General features: G+C 43.0%; 32 protein-coding genes, 2 rRNA genes and 1 pseudogene (1 of these 35 only partly in view). 2 read left to right on the top strand and 33 right to left on the bottom strand.

From position 1 onward, the window contains the following. Nucleotides 1-434: ribosomal RNA gene (locus tag NSQ16_RS00945) — 23S ribosomal RNA — on the bottom strand; it reaches 2,494 nt to the left of the window's first position. A 170-nt stretch (nt 435-604) separates the two neighbouring features. Continuing rightward, nucleotides 605-2,154: ribosomal RNA gene (locus tag NSQ16_RS00940) — 16S ribosomal RNA — on the bottom strand. The 16S and 23S rRNA genes sit together here, the layout of an rRNA operon. Before the next feature lie 352 nt (nt 2,155-2,506). Between NSQ16_RS00940 and pdaB the strand changes: the two genes are divergently transcribed. Continuing rightward, nucleotides 2,507-3,271, top strand: a complete 765-nt coding sequence (gene pdaB / locus NSQ16_RS00935; RefSeq protein ID WP_327837681.1) for a polysaccharide deacetylase family sporulation protein PdaB — start codon at nt 2,507-2,509, stop codon at nt 3,269-3,271. On the opposite strand, the gene kbaA is transcribed toward pdaB, so the two are convergent. Then, nucleotides 3,272-3,868: a KinB-signaling pathway activation protein gene (gene kbaA, locus NSQ16_RS00930; protein ID WP_004399693.1), complete on the bottom strand. Its 597-nt coding sequence runs from the start codon at nt 3,866-3,868 to the stop codon at nt 3,272-3,274. It lies immediately after the preceding gene. Between the two features lie 109 nt (nt 3,869-3,977). Here kbaA and gerD point away from each other — a divergent pair, with 109 nt between their 5' ends. After that, on the top strand, nt 3,978-4,535 hold the full coding sequence (gene gerD, locus NSQ16_RS00925) for a spore germination lipoprotein GerD (protein WP_003235126.1): 558 nt from the start codon (nt 3,978-3,980) through the stop codon (nt 4,533-4,535). Nucleotides 4,536-4,570: 35 nt separating this feature from the next. Here the strand turns inward: gerD and salA are convergent, their stop codons facing one another. The 30 genes and pseudogenes from salA to rplN form a co-directional block, all read right to left on the bottom strand. Then, nucleotides 4,571-5,629 (bottom strand): iron-sulfur carrier protein/transcriptional regulator SalA, encoded by a 1,059-nt coding sequence (gene salA, locus NSQ16_RS00920; RefSeq protein WP_003235124.1) that lies wholly within the window; start codon nt 5,627-5,629, stop codon nt 4,571-4,573. Nucleotides 5,630-5,724: 95 nt separating this feature from the next. Beyond that, a complete protein-coding gene (gene cwlD / locus NSQ16_RS00915) occupies nt 5,725-6,438 on the bottom strand; it encodes an N-acetylmuramoyl-L-alanine amidase CwlD (RefSeq protein ID WP_004399672.1) in 714 nt (237 codons plus the stop codon). Nucleotides 6,439-6,497: 59 nt separating this feature from the next. Further along, nucleotides 6,498-6,941 (bottom strand): YbaK family protein, encoded by a 444-nt coding sequence (locus NSQ16_RS00910; RefSeq protein WP_003235118.1) that lies wholly within the window; start codon nt 6,939-6,941, stop codon nt 6,498-6,500. 185 nt (nt 6,942-7,126) lie between these two features. Then, nucleotides 7,127-7,894 (bottom strand): class I SAM-dependent methyltransferase, encoded by a 768-nt coding sequence (locus tag NSQ16_RS00905; protein ID WP_305091187.1) that lies wholly within the window; start codon nt 7,892-7,894, stop codon nt 7,127-7,129. 459 nt (nt 7,895-8,353) lie between these two features. Continuing rightward, a complete protein-coding gene (gene rpsI, locus NSQ16_RS00900; protein WP_004399691.1) occupies nt 8,354-8,746 on the bottom strand; it encodes a 30S ribosomal protein S9 in 393 nt (130 codons plus the stop codon). Between the two features lie 20 nt (nt 8,747-8,766). Then, nucleotides 8,767-9,204 carry a 50S ribosomal protein L13 gene (rplM, locus tag NSQ16_RS00895; protein WP_003241966.1) on the bottom strand — a complete coding sequence of 146 codons (438 nt, stop codon included), beginning with the start codon at nt 9,202-9,204 and terminating at the stop codon, nt 8,767-8,769. Between the two features lie 161 nt (nt 9,205-9,365). Next, nucleotides 9,366-10,109 (bottom strand): tRNA pseudouridine(38-40) synthase TruA, encoded by a 744-nt coding sequence (truA, locus tag NSQ16_RS00890; RefSeq protein ID WP_327837676.1) that lies wholly within the window; start codon nt 10,107-10,109, stop codon nt 9,366-9,368. 9 nt (nt 10,110-10,118) lie between these two features. Continuing rightward, the gene (locus tag NSQ16_RS00885; RefSeq protein ID WP_029317183.1) at nt 10,119-10,916 is read right to left on the bottom strand and encodes an energy-coupling factor transporter transmembrane protein EcfT; all 798 of its coding nucleotides are present in this window, start codon (nt 10,914-10,916) and stop codon (nt 10,119-10,121) included. After that, entirely contained in the window at nt 10,913-11,782 is an 870-nt protein-coding gene (locus tag NSQ16_RS00880) for an energy-coupling factor ABC transporter ATP-binding protein (RefSeq protein ID WP_106074231.1), read from the bottom strand. The genes NSQ16_RS00885 and NSQ16_RS00880 overlap by 4 nt, the downstream gene beginning before the upstream one ends. Continuing rightward, nucleotides 11,758-12,603 (bottom strand): energy-coupling factor ABC transporter ATP-binding protein, encoded by an 846-nt coding sequence (locus NSQ16_RS00875; RefSeq protein WP_004399689.1) that lies wholly within the window; start codon nt 12,601-12,603, stop codon nt 11,758-11,760. The genes NSQ16_RS00880 and NSQ16_RS00875 overlap by 25 nt, the downstream gene beginning before the upstream one ends. 127 nt (nt 12,604-12,730) lie before the next feature. Further along, nucleotides 12,731-13,093 (bottom strand): 50S ribosomal protein L17, encoded by a 363-nt coding sequence (gene rplQ / locus NSQ16_RS00870; protein ID WP_003225836.1) that lies wholly within the window; start codon nt 13,091-13,093, stop codon nt 12,731-12,733. A 77-nt stretch (nt 13,094-13,170) separates the two neighbouring features. Continuing rightward, on the bottom strand, nt 13,171-14,115 hold the full coding sequence (locus NSQ16_RS00865) for a DNA-directed RNA polymerase subunit alpha (RefSeq protein ID WP_003225835.1): 945 nt from the start codon (nt 14,113-14,115) through the stop codon (nt 13,171-13,173). A gap of 176 nt (nt 14,116-14,291) precedes the next feature. Next, nucleotides 14,292-14,687: a 30S ribosomal protein S11 gene (rpsK, locus tag NSQ16_RS00860; protein ID WP_009966385.1), complete on the bottom strand. Its 396-nt coding sequence runs from the start codon at nt 14,685-14,687 to the stop codon at nt 14,292-14,294. 20 nt (nt 14,688-14,707) lie between these two features. Then, on the bottom strand, nt 14,708-15,073 hold the full coding sequence (gene rpsM / locus NSQ16_RS00855; protein ID WP_003235095.1) for a 30S ribosomal protein S13: 366 nt from the start codon (nt 15,071-15,073) through the stop codon (nt 14,708-14,710). 22 nt (nt 15,074-15,095) lie between these two features. Beyond that, complete coding sequence (gene rpmJ / locus NSQ16_RS00850) at nt 15,096-15,209, bottom strand: 50S ribosomal protein L36 (RefSeq protein WP_003156543.1); 114 nt, start codon at nt 15,207-15,209, stop codon at nt 15,096-15,098. A 33-nt stretch (nt 15,210-15,242) separates the two neighbouring features. Beyond that, on the bottom strand, nt 15,243-15,461 hold the full coding sequence (gene infA / locus NSQ16_RS00845; RefSeq protein ID WP_003156508.1) for a translation initiation factor IF-1: 219 nt from the start codon (nt 15,459-15,461) through the stop codon (nt 15,243-15,245). Next, nucleotides 15,439-15,707: pseudogene (locus NSQ16_RS00840) on the bottom strand (ribosome-binding protein ybzG). Before NSQ16_RS00840 ends, infA begins: the two are co-directional and overlap by 23 nt. Nucleotides 15,708-15,772: 65 nt before the next feature. Further along, on the bottom strand, nt 15,773-16,519 hold the full coding sequence (map, locus tag NSQ16_RS00835; protein ID WP_003225828.1) for a type I methionyl aminopeptidase: 747 nt from the start codon (nt 16,517-16,519) through the stop codon (nt 15,773-15,775). Beyond that, nucleotides 16,516-17,169, bottom strand: coding sequence for an adenylate kinase (locus tag NSQ16_RS00830; protein ID WP_003241987.1), 654 nt, complete (start codon nt 17,167-17,169; stop codon nt 16,516-16,518). The genes map and NSQ16_RS00830 overlap by 4 nt, the downstream gene beginning before the upstream one ends. 54 nt (nt 17,170-17,223) lie before the next feature. Beyond that, on the bottom strand, nt 17,224-18,519 hold the full coding sequence (gene secY, locus NSQ16_RS00825; RefSeq protein ID WP_004399662.1) for a preprotein translocase subunit SecY: 1,296 nt from the start codon (nt 18,517-18,519) through the stop codon (nt 17,224-17,226). A 1-nt stretch (nt 18,520) separates the two neighbouring features. Then, entirely contained in the window at nt 18,521-18,961 is a 441-nt protein-coding gene (gene rplO / locus NSQ16_RS00820) for a 50S ribosomal protein L15 (RefSeq protein ID WP_003225819.1), read from the bottom strand. Between the two features lie 30 nt (nt 18,962-18,991). Further along, the gene (gene rpmD, locus NSQ16_RS00815) at nt 18,992-19,171 is read right to left on the bottom strand and encodes a 50S ribosomal protein L30 (RefSeq protein ID WP_003156497.1); all 180 of its coding nucleotides are present in this window, start codon (nt 19,169-19,171) and stop codon (nt 18,992-18,994) included. 13 nt (nt 19,172-19,184) lie between these two features. Continuing rightward, nucleotides 19,185-19,685: a 30S ribosomal protein S5 gene (gene rpsE / locus NSQ16_RS00810; protein ID WP_003328273.1), complete on the bottom strand. Its 501-nt coding sequence runs from the start codon at nt 19,683-19,685 to the stop codon at nt 19,185-19,187. Between the two features lie 24 nt (nt 19,686-19,709). After that, nucleotides 19,710-20,072: a 50S ribosomal protein L18 gene (rplR, locus tag NSQ16_RS00805; RefSeq protein WP_003225816.1), complete on the bottom strand. Its 363-nt coding sequence runs from the start codon at nt 20,070-20,072 to the stop codon at nt 19,710-19,712. A gap of 32 nt (nt 20,073-20,104) precedes the next feature. After that, a complete protein-coding gene (gene rplF, locus NSQ16_RS00800) occupies nt 20,105-20,644 on the bottom strand; it encodes a 50S ribosomal protein L6 (RefSeq protein WP_004399690.1) in 540 nt (179 codons plus the stop codon). Nucleotides 20,645-20,673: 29 nt separating this feature from the next. Continuing rightward, nucleotides 20,674-21,072: a 30S ribosomal protein S8 gene (gene rpsH / locus NSQ16_RS00795; protein ID WP_003241998.1), complete on the bottom strand. Its 399-nt coding sequence runs from the start codon at nt 21,070-21,072 to the stop codon at nt 20,674-20,676. A 31-nt stretch (nt 21,073-21,103) separates the two neighbouring features. Further along, nucleotides 21,104-21,289, bottom strand: coding sequence for a 30S ribosomal protein S14 (gene rpsN, locus NSQ16_RS00790; protein ID WP_003156488.1), 186 nt, complete (start codon nt 21,287-21,289; stop codon nt 21,104-21,106). Between the two features lie 22 nt (nt 21,290-21,311). Further along, a complete protein-coding gene (rplE, locus tag NSQ16_RS00785; RefSeq protein ID WP_003225809.1) occupies nt 21,312-21,851 on the bottom strand; it encodes a 50S ribosomal protein L5 in 540 nt (179 codons plus the stop codon). A 26-nt stretch (nt 21,852-21,877) separates the two neighbouring features. Beyond that, a complete protein-coding gene (gene rplX, locus NSQ16_RS00780; RefSeq protein WP_003156486.1) occupies nt 21,878-22,189 on the bottom strand; it encodes a 50S ribosomal protein L24 in 312 nt (103 codons plus the stop codon). A gap of 36 nt (nt 22,190-22,225) precedes the next feature. Beyond that, the gene (gene rplN, locus NSQ16_RS00775; RefSeq protein WP_003225805.1) at nt 22,226-22,594 is read right to left on the bottom strand and encodes a 50S ribosomal protein L14; all 369 of its coding nucleotides are present in this window, start codon (nt 22,592-22,594) and stop codon (nt 22,226-22,228) included. Between the last annotated feature and the right edge of the window lie 24 nt (nt 22,595-22,618).

Genomic DNA, 22,618 nt, shown 5'->3' with positions numbered 1-22,618 from the left:
ACGTGTTCCGCCGTACTCAGGATCCACTCAGGAGAGAACGAAGTTTTGACTACAGGGCTGTTACCTCCTATGGCGGGCCTTTCCAGACCTCTTCATCTACCTCGTTCTTTTGTAACTCCGTACAGAGTGTCCTACAACCCCAAGAGGCAAGCCTCTTGGTTTGGGCTGATCCCGTTTCGCTCGCCGCTACTCAGGGAATCGCATTTGCTTTCTCTTCCTCCGGGTACTTAGATGTTTCAGTTCCCCGGGTCTGCCTTCTCATATCCTATGAATTCAGATATGGATACCACTCCATTACGAGTGGTGGGTTTCCCCATTCGGAAATCTCCGGATCAAAGCTTGCTTACAGCTCCCCGAAGCATATCGGTGTTCGTCCCGTCCTTCATCGGCTCCTAGTGCCAAGGCATCCACCGTGCGCCCTTTCTAACTTAACCGTTAAAAAGAATCACTATGTGATATCTTGTGTTACTAATTGAATGTGATGTCTACTGTTATCTAGTTTTCAAAGAACACGTTTCGAAGGAATGATCCTTCAAAACTAAACAAGACAGGGAACGTTCTGTTTATAAGACCCAAGGTCTTATATTCCGTATAATATCCTTAGAAAGGAGGTGATCCAGCCGCACCTTCCGATACGGCTACCTTGTTACGACTTCACCCCAATCATCTGTCCCACCTTCGGCGGCTGGCTCCTAAAAGGTTACCTCACCGACTTCGGGTGTTACAAACTCTCGTGGTGTGACGGGCGGTGTGTACAAGGCCCGGGAACGTATTCACCGCGGCATGCTGATCCGCGATTACTAGCGATTCCAGCTTCACGCAGTCGAGTTGCAGACTGCGATCCGAACTGAGAACAGATTTGTGGGATTGGCTTAACCTCGCGGTTTCGCTGCCCTTTGTTCTGTCCATTGTAGCACGTGTGTAGCCCAGGTCATAAGGGGCATGATGATTTGACGTCATCCCCACCTTCCTCCGGTTTGTCACCGGCAGTCACCTTAGAGTGCCCAACTGAATGCTGGCAACTAAGATCAAGGGTTGCGCTCGTTGCGGGACTTAACCCAACATCTCACGACACGAGCTGACGACAACCATGCACCACCTGTCACTCTGCCCCCGAAGGGGACGTCCTATCTCTAGGATTGTCAGAGGATGTCAAGACCTGGTAAGGTTCTTCGCGTTGCTTCGAATTAAACCACATGCTCCACCGCTTGTGCGGGCCCCCGTCAATTCCTTTGAGTTTCAGTCTTGCGACCGTACTCCCCAGGCGGAGTGCTTAATGCGTTAGCTGCAGCACTAAGGGGCGGAAACCCCCTAACACTTAGCACTCATCGTTTACGGCGTGGACTACCAGGGTATCTAATCCTGTTCGCTCCCCACGCTTTCGCTCCTCAGCGTCAGTTACAGACCAGAGAGTCGCCTTCGCCACTGGTGTTCCTCCACATCTCTACGCATTTCACCGCTACACGTGGAATTCCACTCTCCTCTTCTGCACTCAAGTTCCCCAGTTTCCAATGACCCTCCCCGGTTGAGCCGGGGGCTTTCACATCAGACTTAAGAAACCGCCTGCGAGCCCTTTACGCCCAATAATTCCGGACAACGCTTGCCACCTACGTATTACCGCGGCTGCTGGCACGTAGTTAGCCGTGGCTTTCTGGTTAGGTACCGTCAAGGTACCGCCCTATTCGAACGGTACTTGTTCTTCCCTAACAACAGAGCTTTACGATCCGAAAACCTTCATCACTCACGCGGCGTTGCTCCGTCAGACTTTCGTCCATTGCGGAAGATTCCCTACTGCTGCCTCCCGTAGGAGTCTGGGCCGTGTCTCAGTCCCAGTGTGGCCGATCACCCTCTCAGGTCGGCTACGCATCGTTGCCTTGGTGAGCCGTTACCTCACCAACTAGCTAATGCGCCGCGGGTCCATCTGTAAGTGGTAGCCGAAGCCACCTTTTATGTTTGAACCATGCGGTTCAAACAACCATCCGGTATTAGCCCCGGTTTCCCGGAGTTATCCCAGTCTTACAGGCAGGTTACCCACGTGTTACTCACCCGTCCGCCGCTAACATCAGGGAGCAAGCTCCCATCTGTCCGCTCGACTTGCATGTATTAGGCACGCCGCCAGCGTTCGTCCTGAGCCAGGATCAAACTCTCCGATAAAGTAGTTTGACTGACTACGCACATCGCTGTGCGATTTATAAAAAAATGAATCAACAGGTACGTTTTGTCTTGTTTAGTTTTCAAAGATCATTACCGCTGCTTAACGAAGCAGCTTTATTACTATAACATTTAGCTTCTTTTAAGTCAACAACTTTTTTCAAAGTACTTAATGAAGCTTTTAGTTGATGTCAGCTGTTTATCAGCGACGAATAATAATATATCACGGATATTATCAAAAGGTCAACACCCAATTTAGGCTGTATGTGAAGAGACATTTTATCGGTTATATTCAATTGTCCATGCTCATAAGATGTAAAACAAGAATGATGGACAAGATAAGGAGGCATCATCAGTGAATCACTTCTATGTGTGGCACATTAAACGGGTAAAACAATTAATTATTATACTTATCGCCGCATTTGCAGCTGCCAGCTTTTTTTATATCCAAAGAGCTGTCCCGCTTCCCGTGTTTTCAACTGACACTGGACCTAAAGCCATTTATAAAGGAGAAACAGACTCTAAAGATATTGCACTTACTTTCGATATCAGCTGGGGTGATGAGAGAGCAGAACCGATACTTAATACTCTGAAAGCACACGGGATTAAAAACGCAACGTTTTTCCTGTCCGCTTCTTGGGCAGAACGCCATCCCGACACAGTGGCCCGTATCGTAAAGGACGGCCATCAAATCGGGAGCATGGGCTACGCTTATAAAAACTATGCCAATTTAGAGAGCAGCGAAATAAAAAAGGACATGAACCGTGCGCAAACAGCCTTTGAAAAGTTAGGGGTCAAAGACATACAGCTATTAAGACCCCCTACCGGCCAATTCAATAAGAATGTTCTAAAGGTCGCAAAGCAATACAATTATACAGTCGTTCATTACAGTGTGAACTCTCAAGACTGGACAAATCCCGGAGTTGAAAAAATCATCGACAATGTGACCAAGCAAGTTTCCGGTGGAGACATTATTCTTTTACATGCCTCCGATTCTGCAAAACAAACAGAAGAAGCATTGCCTGATATCATCCATCAGCTGAAAGAAAAAGGATTAAAAAATGTAACCGTGGGTGATCTCATCGCAAATTCTGATGCCAAATCCGCAGAGGTAAAGTAATTACTTTGCTGCAAACTTCGGCAGCATCAGCAATTGGAAGGCATTACATGCCATTAACGGAAAAAGCATTAAATAAAGCCAGTCCTCATCATTTACTCTTAATGCAGGGAACCATTCTAATGCGGTAATCACAACCATCAAAAATAACGATGACACAAATGTTTTCTTAGAGGACTGCTTTTGCTTTATATAAGCTGTAATCACTCCAAAGATCAATAAAAACACCGGTAACCACGCATAGCCAGCCAGCGATTCTCCGCTCTCTCCAAAAAATAAAAAACGCACGTACATTAAATCAAAAGCAACAAACAGGATGAAAAACAACTGCAGCAAATTCCACAAAGAGGAGGACCTTAATATCTCAAGCGCAAACCGATGAACTGTTAAAAACACGAAAAAACCCATTTGGCTGATCACACTGAAAATCATGCCTACACCGATAAACCAAAATAAAACAGAGAAAATCTGCCCCGCTTCAAATGTAAGAAACAGCCCTCTATATTCTCCCCATTTTAAAGCAAAACCCACAATACTCGTGATAAGCGCCCCGACAGCTAAAATAGAAAAGAAAAAACGAACTAAACCACGGCTTTTCATTTCTTTATTCATCCCCTCAAAAATCGCGAACAGCGATATTTTGTTATGTATAATTCCAAACAGATGAATCATATTAAAGGTAAGACAAGTATGTGAAAGGAGCTTAAGCATGTCAAAAGCCAAAACGCTATTGATGAGCTGTTTTTTGTTATTATCTGTAACAGCTTGCGCTCCAAAAGACCAAGCAGCGGATATGGACTATGATCAGACCAAAAAAATGGTTGTTGATATATTAAAAACTGATGATGGAAAGAAAGCTATTAAGGAATTATTAAATGATGATGCCATGAATGAAGCGCTGGTAATTGACCAAGATGCAATTAAAGGAACAATAGAAAAAACACTCACATCAAAAAAAGGTGAAGAATTTTGGAAAAACATCTTTGAAGACACTGATTTTGCTGAGGGATTTGCCAAAACTCTTCAAACAGAGCATGAAAAAGTGATTAAAAAGCTGATGAAGGATCCAGATTACCAGAAGATGCTGATGAGCGTTATGCAGGATCCCGGCATGGATAAAAAGTACAGCCAGCTGGCAAAAAGCCAAGAATTCCGCAGTTATTTAGAAGAGGTTATTAACGAAACACTTTCTAGTCCGCTTTACAAAAAGCAGTTCGAAGATGAGCTGAAAAAAGCAGCAAAAGACACAGCAAAAGAAAGTGAATAAAGGGAAAGCCGGGATCTGGAATCCCGGTTCACCTTTTATACCTGCACTGACATTTTTGCATCTATTTTTTTTGCGATGTCCTGATATATTTCTCCGATTGGATGATTTTCGTCATAAACAGACGGAGCAAATTGGTCCTTATCCCAATCGGGCTGTTTCAATGGGATTCTGCCGAGCAAAGGCACGTTTAGTTCCTCAGCCAGTTTATCTCCTCCGCCTTTTCCAAACACATATTCTCTTTCCCCTGTCTTTGCACTTTCATAATAAGCCATGTTCTCTATGACACCCACGACCTCATGATCGGTTTTAATCGCCATAGAGCCCGCTCTGGCTGCGACAAAAGCAGCTGTCGGATGTGGCGTAGATACGATAATTTCTTTGCAGCTCGGAAGCATTGTATGTACATCGAGAGCAACGTCCCCTGTACCAGGCGGAAGATCAAGAACGATATAGTCTACTTCTCCCCACTCTACTTCATGGAAAAAGTTATTCAGCATTTTGCCGAGCATCGGCCCTCTCCATACGACCGGGGCATTTTCTTCTACGAAAAAGCCCATTGACATGACCTTTACTCCAAAGCGTTCAACAGGAAGAAGTTTCTCTCCTTCAATTGTTGGACGCACAGTGATACCCATCATGTCCGGCACACTGAACCCATAAATATCCGCATCAATTAAACCAACCTTTTTCCCTAGACGAGCCAGAGAAATAGCTAGGTTTACTGACACAGTTGACTTGCCTACGCCGCCTTTTCCACTTGCTACAGCAAGAAAGACTGGCGGGTTATCCATATTTAATAATGTTTTTTTCTCAGCTGACGGCGCCCGGAATTTAGCAACCGTTTCTTCAGGCAGCTCTTCAAATCGAAGGCCGACTGTCTCAGCTCCTGCCCCTTTTAATACGTTTACGATCTCTTGCTGAATCTGCATTTGTTCTGCAGTTCCTGTTTTTGCAAGAGCGACTTTTACACTGATATGCCGTTTTTCAGGCTTTATTTTAATTTCCTTAACGGCATCCAATTCTCCCAGAGGTCTTTGAAGAAAAGGTTCGCGCATTTCTCCGACTAGTTTTCTTACTTCATCTTCTCTTATCATCGAACCTCACCCTTTTGTGTATTCGTTTACAATTATTATTATATCATACATAAATGGCGGGTGTCTTATGCTTAGAACCACAAGAAAACCCTCCATTACTCCGGAGGGTCTCCTTTTTCTGTGAAATATCGCAAAATGCCTTTATATATGGAAGATGCCACCTTGTCTTGATATTTCGGTTTACCGAGCAACGTTGCTTCACTTGGATTGGATAAAAATCCGACTTCTATAAGCGCCCCCGGTTTGGTGACGTTTTGCATTAAGTAGATACCATGAATCCGCTTTGCTTTCCGGGTTGTGTTTTCCAGATTTCTTCTCAGCTCATCCTGAATGTATTTTGCGACTTTCTCATTTTCCGCATATTTCCCGTAATAAAAGCTTTGGGCTCCGCTCCATTTTTGTGACGGAATCGCATTAAGATGAATGCTGATATAGAGCTCCGCCTCTGAATGGTTTATTAATTTGACTCGTTGTCTTAGATCCTCAGCTTTTCGTCGGCTATAGCCTTTTGTTCCTTCTGGAGCGAGATCAGTATCACTTTCTCTGGTCATGATAACAAGCGCTCCTTGTTCTTGAAGATAATCCCTGACTCTAAAGGCCACTTCCAGGGTAACATCCTTCTCTAACAGCTTTCCGCCGACTGCTCCGCCGTCAGGCCCGCCATGACCTGGATCTAGATAAATGATTTTACCGCTCAAGGGCAGGCTCCACGGCTTCCAAGAGTCGTTATTGCTGAACTGATACTTGAACAGAAATAGTAATATGATGAAGCCTAGCAAAAAACTGAGCCATTTAAGCTTTTTCCTCATCCCTTCCCCTCCCGCTTGTCCGTTATTACATAACTATGGGACAGGGCCGGGAAATATGATTACCGCATGCGAAGCTTACACTGTTTTTCTCTTTGAACAAACCCTGCTGTCCACCAATCTTTAATGAACTTGCGTGCCGCTTCATAAACAGTGTTTTTATCAAATGTTGCGTATTGCTCGTGTATCCAATTATAGAGATAATCAAAAAACTCCATACGTAGCTCTTCTTCTTCTCTTGCAGAGCGGGCACTGATACTCTGCATGGATTCTCCGTAATAGCCGAATATCCCAAAACGCCCGCCTAACAAATAAGCTTCAATCGCAAAATCAATACAGCCTTCAGTAATAATATCTCGTTCATCATGTAAAAATGGAAATAATGGTTCCAAACAATCCTTAACAGACTGGATAATTTGTCTCAGAGAGAGTTCTTTGAGCAAGTTCTTTTCTAATTCAAAATCCTTTTGGCGTTTCACATCCATAAAAGACAGTACTTCTGCCATATAAATTCACTCTCCTTTTACCAATTATTTTGAGGTTTGGATGATGAAACAATGCCCGAATTCGGTTGGAAATTCGCCCAAATGAAGGTGTAACATTGATAAAAAATCAGCTTTCTGCAGGGTGAGGAACAAATGTTCTGTAATTGGTTATGAAAAAAGCAGCCCCTCTAACAGGTCGCTGCTTTTCATACTTTCACGCTTCTTGTTGCAGAATATGTATGGATATATTGGTCTAATACAAACCCGCCTTTATCTTCATAAAAACCAGTAACGATAAAACCGGCATCAATCTGGCCTTTGATTTGGTCTTCTAAGGAATGGCCGAATTCCAGAGCCTCATTATTTTCGATCAGTTTTTTCACTTTATGTTTCGGAAGATCTTCTGGGTCAGCGTATGGAATGGAGTGTTTTACTTTTAAAACACCTTGCTGTTCTAATTCTGTATCAAACAGAAATACAACAGGATTGACAAAACCCGAGATTAGAATGCCGTTCCTTTTCAACACACGGTACGCTTCCTTCCATACCGGGAGGACATTCTCAACAAAAACATTGGCAACAGGATGTACAATGACATCAAATGATTCATCATTAAATACACTTAAATCGTCCATGCTTCCTTTGACAGTGTGTATCGTCAGACCATCTCGCTCAGCAATCATTCTATCCTGATTCAGCTGTTTTTCTGAGTTATCTAGTACGGTGACATCCGCGCCTGCGGCTGCCAAAACTGGACCCTGCTGGCCGCCGCCTGATGCTAAACAGAGTACTTTCAGACCTTTGACAGGCGGAAACCAATCCTTCGGTACATCTTTCATTGGTGTTACCCTTATATCCCAATTGCCTTTTTTTGCTTGTTCGATAACCTGCTGCTCAACAGCAACAGTCCATTCATTGCCTGTTTCTACTTTTTTATCCCAGGCTTTGCTATTATGAGCTACTAACGCATTCATGAATCTTCTCCTTACTTTAATGTATAGAGTATAACAAATATTTCTAGATTGATATCGCTTTCCCTTTGCATATTTAGAAAAAAGTTCATAAAAACGCAAAAAAATCACAAAGGAGATATGTGATTTATATCATCAGATTTACTTTTACTTCGTTACATAAAGCCATTAGCAATGAGAGCTATTGTTTCTCCGGGTTAATCAGCAGTGAACTTTAACGGATGAAATACAGTGGTTAAATGGAGCTGGGCTGTCGACATAACGATAATAAACATTGACCGAACTTCCAATTGAATAAAAATGAAAGCTATCATGATTTTTACAGTGAGACCGTTTATAAACAAACAATTTGTTTAACCCCGTCAAGCGTCCGTTCAGTTGTTATTTTTATGCGGGCTGCCACGTTTTATTGAAAGAAAAAAGCTCCCAACCCAAGGTCGAGAGCTTTTTGAAAACGTAAAATTAACGTTTAGAGAACTGAGGTGCACGACGAGCGCCTTTAAGACCGTATTTTTTACGTTCTTTCATACGAGCGTCACGAGTCAGAAGACCTGCACGTTTAAGAGTTGTACGGTATTCTGGATCTGCTTCAAGCAAAGCACGAGCGATACCGTGACGGATTGCTCCAGCTTGACCAGATAGGCCGCCTCCATGTACGTTTACTAAAACATCATAAGTGCCAGCTGTTTCAGTCAAAGTTAATGGTTGTTTGATATCTTCGATTAAAGCTGCAGATGGGATATGTTCGCTGATTTCACGATTATTAACGACGATACGGCCTTCTCCTGGAACTAAACGCACACGCGCTACAGAGCTTTTACGACGGCCAGTACCGTAATATTGAACCTGTGCCAAATTGGTAACCTCCTTTTTAATTAACCGCGAAGTTCGTAAACTTCAGGTTTTTGTGCTTCGTGTGGATGCTCAGAACCACGGTATACGTTCAATTTTTTGAACATTTGACGACCTAGAGAACCTTTTGGAAGCATGCCTTTGATAGCAAGCTCAAGCATTTTCTCAGGGTAGTTTGTACGCATTTCAAGAGCAGTTCTTGATTTTAATCCGCCTGGATGTTGAGTGTGACGGTAGTAGATTTTGTCAGTTAACTTTTTACCAGTTAACTCGATTTTTTCAGCGTTGATGATGATCACATGATCTCCAGTATCAACGTGTGGTGTGTAAGTTGGTTTGTGTTTTCCGCGAAGGATAGCTGCAACTTCTGAAGAAAGACGACCTAAAGTCTTGCCAGCAGCATCAACAACTAACCACTTGCGTTCAATAGTACTTGCGTTAGCCATAGGTGTTGTACGCATTGAATTTCCCTCCTAAATGATCTGTCATTTTCAATAAACTTCGATTACGTTCTATTTCACAACACAATAAGTTCCGGGGCTTATCGTGGGGTTGAAATACATACCATATGATATCTTATAACTTTATGCAGACTCTGTCAAGAAAATATTATACACCTGGTTTAGTTGTCATAGTAAACGTTCCATAAATATAGCCCGTGCCCCGGCGCTGTGCGCCCTGCCGCTTCGCGATCCTTCGCTTCCAGCATGGATTTCACCTTATCGGGAGAAATTTTTCCAATACCTACATCAAGCAAAGTACCCGCAATAATTCTGACCATATTATATAAGAAACCGCTGCCTGTGATCCGCATTTGCAGGCCGTCAGCCGTCTCAGTCCAATCAAGTTCGTATATCGTTCTTACCTTGTCCTGCACTTCTGTTTTAGCCGCGCAAAAGCTCGTAAAATCATGTGTCCCTATAAGATGCTTTGCCGCTTCTCTCATGTCCTGCACATTAAGGCGATATGAAAAATGGTAAGCGTAATGCCGTTTAAATACGTCCGGGTGTTTCTCCGTGTATACAAAGTAGCGATATTCTTTTTTGACTGCGCTAAATCGTGCATGGAACCCATCATCCGCAATTTCTGCCTGTTTGACTGCGATATCGTCCGGAAGCAGTGCATTTAAGGCATATGGCCATCTCTCAGCCGGGATAGACAGCGGAGTGTCAAAATGAATCACCTGTCCGGCTGCGTGAACCCCGCTGTCTGTTCTTCCAGACGAAACGACCGGAATTCTGTCTTTTGACTTATGCAGGACAGCCAAAGCCTTCTCCAGTTCATCCTGAACCGTTCTTTTGCCCGGCTGAACCTGATAACCGTTAAACAAATGTCCGTCATAAGAAATCGTGCATTTCAGTCTCATACAGCACCTCTAAGCCCTTAAGAAAAATAACAAAGCAGCTAATACAATTAAGCTGACAATGACAGAAGTGTCTTTTCCTGTCCATACAAGCTTTCTATATTTCGTACGTCCTTCTCCGCCTTGATAGCCTCTTGCTTCCATTGCCACCGCAAGCTCTTCGGCGCGTTTAAATGCGCTGACGAAGAGCGGGACAAGAAGCGGGACAATAGCCTTCACTCTATCTTTGACAGGCCCGCTTGTAAAATCAACGCCTCGCGCCATCTGAGCCTTCATGATCTTATCTGTCTCCTCCATCAGTGTCGGAATAAACCGTAAAGAAATTGACATCATAAGAGCCAGCTCATGAACAGGAAGCTTTAATTTTTTCAATGGGTTCAGCAGCTGCTCCATTCCATCGGTAATCTCAATCGGTGTAGTCGTAAGCGTTAATAAGGTTGTGATTAAAATCAAATAGACGAATCTAAGAGAAATGAATATCCCCTGAACCAGACCGCCCTCATAGACTTTGAAAAAACCTATTTGAAAGATAATCGGTCCTTCATGTGTCATAAGGATGTGAAGAAGGAACGTAAAAAGGACAATCCAGATGATTGGCTTCAGCCCTTTCATTAAAAAAGAGAAAGGAACTCTTGTTAAAGAAACGACGCCAATTGTAAATAAACCAAGCAACGCATATGTCTGAACATTATTGGCTAAGAATACGATGCAGACAAATAAAAAGATCGTGATCAGTTTTGTTCTGGGGTCAAGCCGGTGCACAAGTGAAGTACCCGGTACATACTTGCCGATAATCATGCTGTCCATCATAAAGTCTTCTCCCCCTGAAAAAGAGCACGGATTTTGGCAGCGGCATCTTCGATTGTGAGCATAGGCTCATTAAATCTCACACCCAGTACAGCTTCAAGGTGTCTTTGGAATTTTATTGTTTCAGGAAGATCCAGCCCCCAGCCGGCCATCTCTTCACCCTTTAAAAACAGATCACGCGGACTGCCTGATGCTTGTATCGTTCCTTTATGCATAACAATCATTTCATCAGCGTATGCGGCTGCATCCTCCATGCTGTGTGTCACAAGGATCGTCGTCAGGTTCCCACGTTGATGAAGCTCATAAAACATGTCCATAATCTCTTTTCGCCCTCTTGGGTCCAATCCTGCAGTCGGTTCATCGAGAACAAGCACTTCAGGGTCCATTGCAAGTACGCCGGCAATTGCAACTCTGCGCATTTGTCCCCCGCTTAATTCAAAGGGTGACCTGTCCAAAAGCTCTTCTGATAAACCTACAAGCTGCAGCATCTCTCTCGCTTTTTGTTCAGCATCTTCTTTTTTAACACCAAAGTTCATCGGTCCGAATGAAATATCTTTAAGAACTGTTTCTTCGAATAATTGATGCTCAGGAAATTGGAAAACGATTCCGACTTTTTTACGAAGTTTTTTCAGATCTTTATTCTTTTTCCCTGCCTGAATGACAGTGCTGCCTAGTGATATCTGTCCCTTCGTCGGCTTCAGGAGACCATTTAGGTGCTGAAGAAGAGTGGACTTGCCAGAGCCTGTATGCCCGATAACGGCTACGTAGCTTCCTTCTTTAATCGATGCATTGATATCATACAGTGCTAGGCGCTCAAACGGCGTCTTCATCTGATAGCGATGCTCTACATCTTTGATTGTAATGTCCACAGCTCTTTCACCAGCCCTTCCTGAGTCAAATGGTTTTCTTCCAAAGCCAGTCCATTTTCTCTTAAAAGCTGGCTAAGCTGGAATGAGAAGGGTAAATCAAGCCCAATTCGAACAAGTTCTTTATTCAATTTAAAAATCTCTTCAGGCGGCCCTTCAGCATATTTTTTACCGCCATTCATGACAATGATCCTGTCTGCTTTTGCTGCCTCATTCAGATCATGTGTAATGGATATGACAGTCGCCATGCCCTGCTCTTTTAAATGTCTTACCGTTTCAAGCACTTCTTCTCGCCCGATCGGATCAAGCATGGATGTTGCTTCATCTAAGATAATAATATCAGGACGTGCGGCAATAACCCCCGCAATCGCAACTCTCTGCTTTTGGCCTCCGGAGAGATGGTGCGGCTCTTGATCGAGAAAATCTTGCATATTCACCTGTTTTACTGCCCAGTCTACTCTCTCAATCATTTCTTCCCGCGGTACACCATTGTTTTCTAAACCAAAAGCCACATCATCGCGAACAGTCGTTCCGACAAATTGGTTATCCGGATTTTGAAAGACCATACCTATCTTCTTACGCACTTCCCAAACAGATTCCTCTGTCAATTGAATCCCGGCAACCTCAATGTCGCCTGATTCAGGAAGAATTAAACCATTCAATGCCCGGGCCAGTGTTGATTTCCCTGAACCGTTATGACCTACGATTGCAAGCCATTCACCCTCATACACCTGCAGGGAGACGCCGTCTAGTGCTCGTCTTTCTGCGTCCTTCCGATATCGAAATACGATATCCTCTACCGATATCAACTGATTTTGATTCATGGAAAACCGGCCTCCTCTCAGCTAATGCTCTGCTTTTCTCTCTATTAAAAGTTGCAGTATCTAAAAAAAGGGCATAGATCCAGTTAGAAACTGTCCCGCCCTTCTTTAGATACACAAAAATATGTGATTAAACCAATTCGATAATTGCCATTGGTGCTCCGTCACCACGGCGAGGACCAAGCTTCATAATACGTGTGTATCCACCTTGGCGCTCCTCGTAACGAGTTGCAATGTCAGAGAATAATTTTTGAAGTGCATCTTGATTATTTTCTTCGTTTGCAACCTCGTTGCGGATGTATGCAGCAGCTTGACGGCGAGCGTGAAGATCACCGCGTTTGCCAAGCGTGATCATTTTTTCAACTACAGAGCGAAGTTCTTTCGCACGTGTTTCAGTTGTTTCGATTCTTTCGTTGATGATCAAATCAGTTGTAAGATCACGAAGCATAGCTTTACGCTGTGCACTCGTACGTCCTAGTTTTCTGTATGACATGTGATGTCCCCTCCTTTATTGGAATGCTGTTTCTGAATAATAAACACACGAAAATCCTAGTTCACAAGGGAAACTAGTCAATCGTCTTTGCGAAGTCCGAGTCCAAGTTCTTCTAGTTTCGCTTTCACTTCTTCAAGTGATTTGCGTCCTAGATTTCGAACTTTCATCATATCTTCTTCCGTCTTGTTCGCAAGCTCTTGAACCGTGTTAATACCCGCACGCTTTAAGCAGTTGTAAGAACGAACAGAAAGATCCAATTCTTCAATTGTCATTTCAAGAACTTTCTCTTTTTGATCTTCTTCTTTTTCAACCATGATTTCAGCATGTTGAGCTTCGTCAGTTAAACCAACGAATATATTAAGGTGTTCAGTTAAAATCTTTGAACCAAGCGCAATTGCTTCTTTCGGTCCAGTGCTTCCATCAGTCCAAACATCAAGTGTAAGTTTATCATAGTTTGCAACTTGGCCTACACGAGTGTTCTCTACCTGATAAGATACACGAGAAACTGGCGTATAGATAGAATCGATCGGAATCACGCCGATTGGCTGATCGTCTCTTTTGTTTGCGTCAGCAGGCGTATACCCACGTCCTCTTTGAGCAGTAAGGCGAACTCGGAAACTCGCATTCTCACCAAGAGTCGCGATATGAAGATCAGGATTTAAGATCTCTACATCACTATCGTGTGTAATATCAGCTGCCGTTACAGTTCCTTCACCCTGTACATCAATTTCTAGCGTCTTCTCTTCATCAGAGTAGATTTTCAATGCAAGCTTTTTAATGTGTAAGATAATCGTTGTAACATCTTCCACAACGCCTTCAATTGTCGAGAATTCGTGCAGTACACCATCTATCTGGATTGATGTTACAGCGGCACCAGGGAGTGAGGATAAGAGGATACGACGTAAGGAGTTACCCAGAGTTGTACCATATCCACGCTCAAGTGGCTCTACGACAAACTTACCAAATTTGGCATCGTCGCTGATTTCAACCGTTTCGATTTTTGGTTTTTCAATCTCGATCATTACTTAAAACCCTCCTTCAAAACGTCGAAACCTCGAATAGAATCATATGAGATTCCATCCGAAATTCCCCATTGTTTAGTCCCGTATGTGCTCAGGCAACGAGTCGGTGCATTCGTTTCATAAATAACTGTATCATAACCCATTATTGACAGGGACACAAAATCTATACAAACAAATTACACGCGGCGACGTTTTGGTGGACGGCATCCGTTATGAGGAACAGGAGTTACGTCTCTGATAGCAGTGACTTCTAGTCCAGCAGCTTGAAGTGCACGGATTGCAGCTTCACGGCCTGAACCAGGTCCTTTAACAGTAACCTCTAGAGTTTTAAGACCATGTTCGATTGAACCTTTAGCAGCTGTTTCTGCAGCCATTTGCGCAGCAAAAGGAGTAGATTTACGAGAACCTCTGAATCCTAAAGCTCCGGCACTAGACCAAGAAATAGCATTACCATGAGTGTCAGTGATCGTAACGATCGTGTTATTGAAAGTTGAACGAATATGAGCAATTCCAGACTCAATATTCTTTTTCACGCGACGTTTACGCGTGTTAGATTTACGAGCAGCAGCCATTGTTTAAGAACCTCCCTTACTTATTTTTTCTTGTTAGCTACAGTACGACGCGGACCTTTACGAGTACGCGCATTGTTTTTAGAGTTTTGTCCGCGAACAGGTAATCCTCTGCGATGACGGATTCCGCGGTAGCTTCCGATTTCGATCAGACGTTTGATATTAAGAGAAACTTCACGGCGAAGGTCACCTTCTACTTTCAGTTTGTCAATAATATCACGGATTTTACCAAGTTCTTCTTCAGTAAGATCGCGCACACGAGTATCTTCTGAAACTCCAGCTTCTTTTAAAACTTGCTGAGCCGTTGTGCGGCCAATTCCGAAGATGTATGTTAAAGAAATAACAACACGTTTGTCACGTGGGATATCTACACCAGCAATACGAGCCATTCTCTGGGCACCTCCTTATAAATTATCCTTGTTTTTGTTTATGCTTTGGATTTTCACAGATCACCATTACTTTTCCTTTTCTGCGAATAACTTTACATTTTTCGCAGATTGGTTTAACTGATGGTCTCACTTTCATGTGTTTCCAACCTCCTTCAGTTTCCGGAGTGCTTTATTTGTAACGGTACGTAATCCTGCCACGAGTTAAGTCATATGGAGATAATTCTACCGTAACTTTGTCTCCAGGTAAAATGCGAATGAAGTGCATGCGGATTTTACCAGATACATGAGCCAAAACAGTGTGGCCATTTTCAAGTTCAACTTTGAACATCGCGTTTGGCAGTGTTTCGACTATAGTACCTTCCACTTCAATTACATCGTCTTTCGCCATTCAAGTGTTCTCCCTTCTTCAAATCAGTAACTTGCTTTCTGACAAATTTCAAAAGAAGTTTGTCACACGCCCTGTTTCGTTTATACTGTTCTGAACTTCCGGAGATACGCAATCATAAAGGGTTAAATGATTGATATTCTTTTTCTTAGGAGAATGAAATGTACGCTTTTCTCCGTATGCTGTTAGTACATTGATGATGGTTAAAATTCCAACGACAAGCAGCAAGATGAATTCGGTCTTGCCAATGTTCACCCAAGCTTTCTGCCCTATCAAGCTTGAAAAACATCTGTCTTCGGAATTATTTTCATCATCTAGACTCTCGTCAGTATATCAAAACCCGTTTCCGTAATCGCAATCGTATGTTCAAAATGAGCACACTTTTTCCCATCTACCGTTACAACCGTCCAGTTATCAGCCAATGTTTTCACGTAGCGGCTGCCAGCGTTCACCATAGGTTCAATAGCGAGAACCATGCCAGGTTTAAGCCGTGGTCCTTTGTTGGGCGGACCGTAATGAGGAATTTGCGGGTCCTCATGCAAGTCTTGACCAACACCATGTCCGACATACTCCCTAACAACTGAAAACTGCTCATTTTCGACATACGTTTGTATTGCGTGGGAAATATTCGACAAACGTTCACCTGGTTTTGCTTCCTGCAAGCCTTTATATAAAGACTCCTCTGTCACTTCCAGAAGTTTTTTGTCATCATCACTGATGTTTCCTACCGGATATGTCCATGCAGAGTCACCATGATAACCATTTAATTTAGCACCGATATCAATACTGATGATGTCTCCGTCCTTCAGCACCCTGCTGCCAGGAATGCCGTGAACGAGTTCTTCATTAACTGATACGCAAATGCTCCCGCGAAACCCATTATACCCCTTAAAAGATGGGATTGCACCCTGCTTCTTAATAAAACGTTCGGCAATTTGATCCAATTCTTTTGTCGAGATTCCTGGTTTAATGTGCTTTTTTAACTCTTCATGAGTTAAAGCCACAATTCGCCCTGCTTCCCGCATGATACCAAGTTCACGTGGGGTTTTACAGATAATCATTTTTTTAATCCTCCAAGAAGATCCTTCACATCTGCATACACGTCTTGAATGTCCTGCTGGCCATTCACGTTTGCAAGATAACCTTTCTCTGAATAGAAATCGAGTAAAGGCTGAGTTTGCTTCATGTTTACCTCAAGCCGTTTAGAGACTGTTTCCTCATTATCATCTGCCCGTTGATAGAGTTCGCCTCCGTCTTTATCACAAATACCCGGCGTTTTCGGCGGATTAAAGACTAAATGATAGGTTGTGCCGCAAACACTGCAAATTCTGCGTCCAGTCAGACGTTCCATCAGAGCGTCTTTGTCGACTTCAATGTTAATGACATAATCAATCGGCTTGCCGTATTCCTCAAGAATTTCTTCAAGAGCTTCGGCTTGAGCGACTGTTCGCGGAAATCCGTCCAGAAGAAAACCTCTTTCACAATCATCTTTGCCAAGTCTCTCTTTTACAATTCCGATTGTGACTTCGTCAGGTACGAGCTCTCCCTTATCAATATAAGATTTTGCTTCGAGTCCGAGTGGTGTTTCTTCTTTCATAGCAGCACGGAACATATCTCCTGTTGAGATATGAGGAATCCCATAATCCTCAACAATTCGTTCGCCCTGTGTGCCTTTACCGGCACCAGGAAGCCCCATTAAGACTAAGTTCATTCGGATTTCCCCCGTCCTCTCTTTATTAAGAGGGAATGGATAAATCCATTTCCTCTAGTTTTTCATAAATCCACGGTAGTTTCGTTTCACCAACTGGCTTTCTAGTTGTTTCATTGTCTCCAAGGCTACCCCGACAACAATTAACAAAGATGTTCCGCCAATTTGTGCACTTTGAGGCAATCCAGCGAATTGAATGAAAAAGATAGGAAGAATGGAAATCACGGCTAAGAATATAGAACCCACAAACGTAAGTCGATACAAAATGCTCGTAATTCTATCTTGAGTCATTTTCCCTGGACGAACCCCCGGGATATAGCCACCCTGTTTTTTAAGGTTATCAGCCATTTGTTCAGGGTTTACCTGTACAAAAGCATAAAAGTACGTAAAGGCAATAATCAACGCAACATATATCGCCATACCCACCGGATGCGTATTATCAAAGTTGTTTTGAATCCACTTTGTCACATCGTTTGTTCCAAAGAATGACGCGATCGTCCGCGGCGTTATCAAAAACGCAACCGCAAAGATTACCGGAATAACCCCTGCAGGATTCACTTTCAATGGAAGGTGTGTAGACTGACCTCCGCCAGCAGGTGAACGACCTGTGCCTTTAGCATATTGAATCGCAATTTTCCGTACGGCTTGCTGAATGAAAATAACTCCAACAATAACTGCTAAAATCGCAATCACAAGAAGTGCGACTTTCACAATATGAATAAACAACTGATCGTTGCTGCCGACAAATTGAGTCTCATATATTTGCCCAATTGTTTTTGGAATACTAGACACAATCCCCGCGAAGATAATGATCGATATTCCGTTGCCTACTCCATGAGAAGTAATTTGTTCCCCAAGCCACATTAAAAAGGCAGTTCCGCCAGTGAGCACTAAAGCAATGATAAGATATGTCGATACACCGGATTTTTCGATCAGCATACCGTTTGCCAGATTGTTGAATCCATATGACATACCTAACGCTTGGATGAAACCAAGCACAATCGTAAAGTACCTTGTGAACTGAGCTAATTTACGGCGGCCAACTTCACCTTGCTTAGACCACTCGGTAAACTTCGGTACCACATCCATCTGAAGCAGCTGAATGATGATCGAAGCCGTGATATAAGGAGTAATTCCCATTGCGAAAATGGAAAATTGGTAAAGCGCACCGCCGCCAAATGTATTAAGGAGATCAAAAACACCCATTTGAGACTGTGCCTGTAACGCTTCAGCGTTAACGTAAGGCACAGGAATAAACGCACCTATGCGAAAGACGATAAGCATGAGTAAAGTGAATATGATTTTATTCCTGATATCACTCACACGCATAAAGTTGGAGATTGTTTTAAACAAGTTAGATCACCTCAGCTGTACCGCCAGCAGCTTCAACAGCTTCTTTCGCAGAAGCAGAGAATTTATTGGCTTTTACAGTTAATTTTTTCTCTAATTTACCGTTGCCAAGAATCTTTACTCCTGCATTAAGTTTGCTAATAACACCAGTCTCTAGAAGAAGTTCAGGAGTGACTTCCGTTCCTTCTGCAAAACCGTTCAATTTGTCTAGGTTGACTACAGCGTATTCCTTGCGGTTGATGTTAGTGAAACCGCGTTTAGGAAGACGTTGGAATAAAGGCATTTGTCCCCCCTCGAATCCAGGGCGTACACCGCCGCCAGAACGAGCGTTTTGACCTTTGTGACCTTTACCAGCTGTTTTACCGTTGCCAGAACCAATACCACGACCTACGCGATTACGCGTTTTGCGTGAACCTTCTGAAGGTTTTAATTCATGAAGTTTCATTAGGACACCTCCTTATCCGATCAAATATTTTTATTGTTCTTTAACAGAAACTAAATGAGATACTTTATTAATCATACCACGGATCGCAGCGTTGTCTTCATGAACAACAGTTTGGTTTGTTTTCTTTAAACCAAGTGTTCTTACAGTAACGCGTTGGTCTTCCGGGCGACCGATTACACTTCGTTTGAGGGTAATTTCTAATTTAGCCATTAATGTTCCCTCCTTATCCTAACAGTTCTTCTACAGATTTTCCACGAAGCTTCGCAACGTCTTCAGCACGTTTAAGCTCACTTAAACCTTGAAGTGTTGCACGAATCATGTTGATCGGTGTGTTAGAACCTAAAGACTTAGAAAGGATATCAGCTACACCAGCTAGCTCAAGTACCGCACGTACAGGGCCTCCAGCGATAACTCCAGTACCTTCAGAAGCAGGTTTTAACAAGATGTTACCTGCACCGAAACGTCCGATGATTTCGTGTGGAATTGTAGTTCCAACCATTGGTACTTCAATCAAATTCTTTTTCGCATCTTCAACAGCTTTGCGGATCGCTTCTGGTACTTCTTGTGCTTTACCAGTACCGAATCCTACGTGTCCGTTTTTGTCACCGACAACGACTAGAGCTGCGAAGCGGAAACGACGACCACCTTTAACAACTTTCGCTACGCGGTTAACCGTAACTAAGCGTTCTTCTAACTCTAATTTGCTTGGGTCAATACGACGCATAATCATGTGTCCCTCCTTCTTTTATTAAAATTTAAGTCCAGCTTCACGAGCGGCATCAGCCAAAGCTTTTACACGTCCATGGTATAAGTATCCGCCACGGTCAAATACTACGTCAGAAATGCCTTTTTCAGCAGCGCGTTTTGCAACTAATTCTCCAACTTTAGTAGCAGCAGAAGTATCTCCAGTGCTTTCAACGTTCAAGTCTTTATCGAGAGTAGATGCACTAGCAAGTGTTACACCATTTACATCATCGATGATTTGAGCGTAAATGTGCTTGTTAGAACGGAAAACGTTCAGGCGCGGTCTTTCAGCAGTACCGGAAAGTTTAGCGCGAACACGAGCGTGTCTTTTAAGACGAGCAGCATTTTTGCTAGTTTTCGTAATCATCTAGGTCACTCCTTTCTTCACTTTAAGCGATCTTACTTAGCAGATTTACCTTCTTTACGGCGAACAACTTCACCTTCGTAGCGGATTCCTTTACCTTTGTAAGGCTCTGGAGAACGTACAGCGCGGATGTTAGCAGCAATAGCTCCTACGCGTTCTTTGTCTGTACCTTTTACAACTACTTTTGTTTGAGAAGGAACTTCGATTTCGATGCCTTCTTCAGGAACGATCTCAACAGGATGAGAGTATCCAACGTTTAAAACAAGTTTATTTCCGGATTTAGAAGCACGGTAACCGACACCGACTAATTCCAAACCTCTTTCAAATCCTTTAGATACACCTTCAACCATGTTGCCAAGCAGACTGCGAGTCGTACCATGCAGGGCACGGTGCTCTTTTTGATCAGAAGGACGAGCGACTGTAAGCACATTGTCCTCTACTTTAATCTCCATATCAGGGTGAAACGTACGAGTTAATTCTCCTTTTGGTCCTTTCACAGCTACAGTGTTGTTATCATTTAACGTTACTGTAACATCAGAAGGAATCTCAAGTAGCTTCTTACCTACACGAGACATACCAAACACCTCCATTCATGTTAAACTTCTTACCAAACGTATGCTAGAACTTCTCCACCAGCTTGTTTTGCACGGGCTTCTTTGTCCGTTAAAACACCTTGTGATGTAGAAATAATCGCGATTCCAAGACCGTTAAGTACGCGGGGTACTTCATTAGATTTAGCATAAACACGCAAACCAGGCTTGCTGATTCTTTTAAGACCAGTGATAACGCGCTCGTTGTTTTGTCCGTATTTCAAGAAAACGCGGATGATACCTTGTTTGCTGTCTTCTACGAACTCAACGTCACGAATGAAACCTTCACGCTTTAAAATTTCAGCAATTTCTCTTTTCAATTTAGAAGCAGGAATTTCAAGCTTCTCATGACGTACCATGTTTGCATTGCGAATACGAGTTAGCATATCTGCAATTGGATCTGTCATAACCATTATATAATTACCTCCTTCCCTTTCTTGGGGATTACCAGCTGGCTTTTTTCACGCCAGGAATTTGTCCTTTATATGCAAGCTCACGGAAACAAATACGGCAAAGTTTAAATTTACGAATGACTGAATGCGGACGTCCGCAGCGTTCACAGCGTGTGTACTCTTGTACTTTAAACTTTGGTGTACGTTGTTGTTTCGCAATCATAGACTTTTTAGCCACGATTTCGCCTCCCTTTCATTGATTATTTCTGGAACGGCATACCTACTTGAGTTAATAGCTCACGAGCTTCTTCGTCAGTATTAGCAGTTGTTACGATAACGATGTCCATTCCGCGAACCTTTGTTACTTTATCGTAGTCAATTTCAGGGAAGATTAACTGTTCTTTGATACCAAGTGTGTAGTTACCGCGACCGTCGAAAGATTTTTTAGAAACCCCGCGGAAGTCACGTACACGCGGTAAAGATACAGAAATAAGTTTATCAAGGAAATCATACATGCGCTCTCCGCGAAGAGTTACTTTCGCACCGATAGGCATTCCCTCACGAAGACGGAATCCAGCAATTGATTTCTTCGCACGAGTAACGACAGGTTTTTGACCTGCGATAAACGTTAATTCTTCAACAGCACTGTCGATTGCTTTGGCGTTTTGAACAGCGTCACCAACACCCATGTTGATTACGATTTTTTCGATTTTAGGCACTTGCATGACTGAATCATAATTGAACTTAGTCATTAAAGCAGGTGCAATTTCTTTATTGTACTTTTCTTTAAGGCGGTTCATGAGATAGACCTCCCTTCCTTTTAATACTATTTATCTAGAACTTGCCCAGATTTTTTTGCTACACGAACTTTTTTGCCATCTTCCACTTTGTATCCTACGCGAGTCACTTCACCTGTTTTAGGATCGAGCGGCATAACGTTTGATACATGAATTGGCGCCTCTTGATTAGAAATACCGCCTTGAGGGTTAGCTTGAGTTGGTTTAGAGTGTTTCTTTACCATGTTAACACCTTCAACTAAAACGCGGTCCTTTTTAGGGAAAGCAGCAAGGATTGTTCCTTGTTTGCCTTTATCTTTACCAGAGATAACCATAACTTTATCGCCTTTTTTTACATGCATCCTGATCGCACCTCCTTGAGTAAGGCATTTATTTCATTAGATAACTTCTGGAGCTAGAGAAACAATTTTCATAAAGTTGTTTTCACGCAATTCACGAGCAACTGGTCCGAAGATACGAGTTCCGCGTGGGCTCTTGTCGTCACGGATGATAACACATGCATTCTCATCGAAGCTGATGTATGAACCGTCACTTCTGCGCGCTCCGCTTTTAGTGCGAACGATAACAGCTTTTACGACTTCACCTTTTTTGACAACGCCTCCTGGTGTTGCTTGTTTAACCGTGCAAACAATTACATCACCAATGTTAGCTGTTTTACGTCCAGAACCACCAAGAACTTTAATAGTAAGTACTTCACGTGCGCCAGAGTTGTCAGCTACTTTTAAACGAGTCTCTTGTTGAATCATTATTTGTTACCTCCCTTCGGAAAA

The sequence above is a fragment of the Bacillus sp. PS108 genome (assembly GCF_037963335.1).
Classification (GTDB): Bacteria; Bacillota; Bacilli; order Bacillales; family Bacillaceae; genus Bacillus; species Bacillus subtilis.
The sequence above is the reverse complement of the archived record's forward strand: the minus strand, read 5'-3'. Positions and strand labels throughout refer to the sequence as shown.